Here is a 4,684-nt window from a genome sequence, read left to right as displayed (position 1 = left end):
GGCCGGGAAAGAACGACATTGCATCGAGAGCAGAGGCTTCTCCAATTCTCCCTCTCCCCCACTCTCCCTTTCTCCAAAGCCGGGAGGGATCACGTGCGTTTCCGCGTCAAGACCGACATCGGACGTTCGTACTTTCATACCTTCACACCTTCAACCAGCCCTTGGCCCTTGCGAAGATCGGCGTTCAGAGGGGCCGGGGAGCGGAGCGTCCCATCACTTTTTTCGGTCGCAAGCTGGCGAAACCGAACGGTGGGGAAATTCTCCCTGTCTGAAACCTCGAAGCGGAATGCTTGCGTGTGACACCGGCGCTCAAAGAGAGGTTGAGTTTGGAGAATTTCAGCGAAGCGGATGGGACCCTCAGCCGATCTTCGGCAGGCCTTGACCTTTTTGTCGGTTTTGGGTCAAGCCAAAATCGACACCAAAAGCCAGGGTGGATGCACGACCTTCGTCTGTGGTGCATATCGTGTTGAACGTCCGAACGGCATCTCGTCGGATCACGCGGATCGTTGTGCGCGGTGCAGGCATCCCAGGATTCCAAGTCAACCTTCCCTGTGTCTCATTTTTTGACTGGCCAAAAAAACGAGACGCAAAAATACCACACCAAACCGGCACTAGCTCGCTATGCTCGCGTCGCGAAACAAATCCAAAGGGCCCGTAGGGTCATCCTGGCGACGCGCGAGCGAAGCTCGCTCAGACAGGGATTTGTTCTGTTCGTGGCTCTGGCTGCACGCACCACGGGCACTAACTCGCGATGCTCATGTCGCTCGAGACGACGAACCGCGCAAGGCCGGGGAAGAACTGCAGGCCATGGCCGTGGAACCTGTACTTCCGCGCGACACGGTTCGCGAACCGAATACCTACAGACATACAAACCTACACACAGCTTTTCCCTCTTCAACCAGCCGTTGGCCCTTGCAAAGATCGGCACAGAGGTGGGTGCGGGTCTCCACCCAATGATATCAAGCTCTTTCGATCGCCGAAAACAGGATACTCAAAGAGACCGGGGCCAAGATCACGACGAGGCCGCAAGGTCCGCGCGACGCGACCGGAGCAGGAGCCAGCCGCTGAGGGCGGCGGCGGCGAGGGCGATGCCGGAGAGGACGACGAAGAGGGCCATCGGGCCGGAGGTGTCGAGGAGCCACCCGGCCAGCGGGGCGCCGATCGCACCGATGCCGAAGACGCCCAGGTACGTGAAGCCATACGACAGGCCCCGCGCCCGGGCCGGGGTGTACTCGGCCACGGTTGCCTGGTAGAGCGGTTGGACCAGGAACAGAAAGAAGCCGAGCACGGCACTTCCCAGGAGGACAGTGGCGGTGCTGATCTGCACGACCGGCAGGAAGGCCAGCGCGATGATAGACAGCAAGGTCAAGGCGCCGAGCATGCTCACCTCCGTCGGAAAGCGGTCGGTGAGCTTGCCGCCGACGAACTGGCCGAGCATACCGATCATGAGGATGCCGGCGTAGACGTAATGCTCGGCGTCGAGTCCGAGAGGCAGTTGGAAGGTGACCACGTCGCCAAGCAGGTCGGGGAGAAAGGTCAGTACGCCGCGATAGTACAGGCCGGAGAGCATCACGATGGCGAAGACGCCGGCGAACGCGGTGGCAAACAGCTGCCGCGACGTGATCCCCAGGCGACGGATGACGTGACCGGATGCCTCGTTGGTCGGGGACAGCTCGGGGCCTTCCGCAGCGTGCTCGTCAAACGTCGACGACAGGGCATACGCCGTCGCCAGGACAGCCGGCACGGCCAGGATCAGGGCAACCCATTGCCAGTCGCCGATCCAAGCAAGGAGCAGCGCCGTCGCCAGCGGGCCGAGTGCGATGCCCGCGTTGCCGGCCATGCCGTGGAGCGCAAGGGCGCGTCCCCGCTGCGTCACCCCTTTGCTGATCAGCGACAGGCCGGCCGGATGGTAGACGCTCGCCGCAATGCCCCACGCGGCCATCGACGCGGTGAGTGCCCACGGACTGGACGAGATGCTGAGCAGCGCAAACGACCCCCCCATGCCGGCGAGACACATCGTAATCAGGCCGCGCGAACCGAGCCGATCAGACAGAATGCCCCCCGGGATGGCGCCCAGCCCGAAGAGGGCGTACCCGAGACCGACCATCAATCCCAGCTCTTTGTTCGGGATCTGCAGCGCATCGCTCCAGACCGTCACGAAGATCGGAATCGAGAGCTCGTAGGTGTGAACCATCGCATGCGCGATCGAAACGAGACCTACGATAGATCGGTCGTTCGGGGTCATGGCGTGCGGCCGTGTGGGAAGAGCGTTTAGGCCAAGGGTACGAAAACCGAAGTTGCCGGATCCGTGGGGGACGGCGGCAGGTTTCGGTCACCGCGCAGCACAGGTCGCATCGTCGGCCGCGGTTGCTGCAACGTTTTCGATTCGCCATTACGGTTTTCCGAATACGTGCCGTAGGTTTTCCCATCGAACCACCTGTTCGTCTACAGCCTGCTGCCCGCATGACCGACCTGATGGAGTACCCGCCGTTTCCGGGATTTCGCGACGAGGCGTTCGACTTTCTCCGTAAGCTGGAGGACCACAACGACCGCGACTGGTTCAAGCCGCGAAAGGACACGTACGTCGACGAACTGCGGGGGCCGCTCGAGTGCCTGATCGCGGATGTTGCCCGCCGGATGCACGACGCAGGACTTCCGCTCACGGGCGACCCGAAGAAGTCGCGCTTCCGGATCTACCGCGACACCCGTTTCTCCGAGGACAAGCGCCCGTACAAAACGAACGTCGGGTGCGTCTTCGACCGGAGCGGCAGCAAGGACAAGAACGGTGTTGTGTACGTCCACATCGAGCCCGGCGCCTCTTTTTTGGCGGGTGGCTTTTACCAGCCGGCGGTAAAATACTTGCGCCCGGTGCGCGAACGGATCGCCAGTTCGCCGGCGGTATTCTTCGACCTGCTCCAGCGCATGGAGGAGCGAGGGCTACCCGTCCACAGCCGGGACGACACCCTCACCGGCATGCCGCGCGGCTTTTCCCAGTACAAAGACGACGAGGACCTGGCGGACGTCCTCCGGTGGAAGCACTACCTGGTGACGCGGGAGGTCGACGATGAAGCGCTGATGACGCCCGACTTCGCCGCGGATGTGGTTCAGATGGGCGAGGACGCGCGTCCGCTGCTGGATTTCGTGTGGGACGCCGCGGAGGGCGGGGCCTGATCGAGAAAATTTGGCGACGTCACGGATGCAGGCCGAAGTAGATTCCGGCGGACTGGTTTTTGCCGCTCTTGTGTCTGACGTCTGCTGCAGGGAAATGACCGGCAGCGGGCGCAGGGTCACGATTAAGGATTCGCATCCGCATCATGTCACAGTCTCTCCACCCGCTCATCGACACATTCTTCGAGTCGAATGTCCTCCAGGCGGACGGACCCGTCTTTGTGGACTTCTGGGAGCCGCGCTGTCGGGCCTGTCAGGCCACGCGGCCCGACCTGGACCGCCTCGAGGAGCACCTCGGCGACCGCGGACGGGTCATCTCGTTGAACGTCAATAGCTACCCGGACCTCGCCCATACCTTCGACGTCGCCGCCGTGCCCACGCTTCTGGCCTTCCGCGAGGGCGACGTGACCGGCCGACTCGAGGGTGCGCGAAAGATCGGCGCCTTCGTGAATCGGGTTACGGAGACGGTCTCCATGCGGCAGGCGGCCTGATCGCGCCGCGCATGCTGTAGGGATAAATCAGGTGCGTTCAATCATTTGCATGTCTGGTTAACGGCCGCCCCCGGTGCTCCGCTGCTTGAATGATTGAGTGGGAGGGCGATCTGCTGTATACTTCGCCAGCCCTCCGTCTCTCATACCGCTTCGCGCATGGAAACTCGTTCGTTCGGTTCCACCGGCCTCTCTGTCACATCGATCGGCCTGGGCCTGGCCGCTCTGGGTCGCCCCGGCTACATCAACCTCGGCCACGGGGACGACCTCAGCGGCCGCCGCGAGGTCGACGCCCTTCGCCGCCATACGCACGACGTGCTCGACGCGGCCTGGGACCTCGGCATCCGCTACGTTGACGCCGCCCGGTCGTACGGGCGTGCGGAGGCCTTCCTCGGTAACTGGCTCCGCTCGCGGGGGCGCGACCCGGACGAGGTGACCGTGGGGTCGAAATGGGGCTACACCTACACCGCCGACTGGCAGGTGGATGCCGACGTGCATGAGGTGAAGGATCACTCCCTCAGCGTTCTTCAGCGCCAATGGCCGGAAAGTAAGGAGCGCCTCGGTGATCACATCGATCTGTACCAGATCCACTCGGCGACGCTCAAGACCGGCGTGCTGGAGGACCCCAAGGTGGCCAACGAACTGATGCGCCTGCGGGAGAAGGAAGGTATTGCGATCGGCCTGTCGCTCAGCGGACCCCGGCAGGCGGAGACGCTCGAGAAGGCCCTGGAGGTGACGGTCAATGGGGAGCGGCTGTTCGATGCCGTGCAGGCGACGTGGAATCTGCTGGAGCCGTCTGCCGGCGCCGTGCTGCAGGCGGCGAGCGAGGCCGGGCTGGGCGTTATCGTGAAGGAAGCCCTGGCCAACGGACGACTGACGCCACGAAACGATCGACCCGCGTTTGCCGACCGTTATCATCTTCTTCAGGCGGAAGCGGGCCGACTCGGCACGACTGTTGATGCTTTATCTCTTGCAGCTGTAGTACATCAGCCGTGGTCGGACGTCGTCCTCAGCGGCGCGGCCACCGT

At 63.2% G+C, this 4,684-nt stretch carries 4 protein-coding genes; 3 read left to right on the top strand and 1 reads right to left on the bottom strand.

The features are described 5' to 3' along the window. Positions 1–1,012 precede the first annotated feature (1,012 nt). Positions 1,013–2,245, bottom strand: a complete 1,233-nt coding sequence (locus ACFCU0_RS03390) for an MFS transporter (protein ID WP_434972258.1) — start codon at positions 2,243–2,245, stop codon at positions 1,013–1,015. A 218-nt stretch (positions 2,246–2,463) separates the two neighbouring features. Here ACFCU0_RS03390 and ACFCU0_RS03385 point away from each other — a divergent pair, with 218 nt between their 5' ends. The 3 genes from ACFCU0_RS03385 to ACFCU0_RS03375 all read left to right on the top strand — a co-directional run. Then, a complete protein-coding gene (locus ACFCU0_RS03385; RefSeq protein WP_434972257.1) occupies positions 2,464–3,171 on the top strand; it encodes a DUF2461 domain-containing protein in 708 nt (235 codons plus the stop codon). Positions 3,172–3,314: 143 nt separating this feature from the next. Continuing rightward, positions 3,315–3,659, top strand: coding sequence for a thioredoxin family protein (locus ACFCU0_RS03380; protein ID WP_434972256.1), 345 nt, complete (start codon positions 3,315–3,317; stop codon positions 3,657–3,659). A gap of 156 nt (positions 3,660–3,815) precedes the next feature. Continuing rightward, positions 3,816–4,684, top strand: an 869-nt coding sequence (locus tag ACFCU0_RS03375) for an aldo/keto reductase (protein WP_434972255.1), incomplete at its 3' end; no start/stop codon positions are given.

Source organism: Longibacter sp. (genome assembly GCF_051155795.1).
In the GTDB taxonomy this organism is placed as follows: Bacteria; Bacteroidota; Rhodothermia; order Rhodothermales; family Salinibacteraceae; genus Longibacter.
The sequence above is the reverse complement of the archived record's forward strand: the minus strand, read 5'-3'. Positions and strand labels throughout refer to the sequence as shown.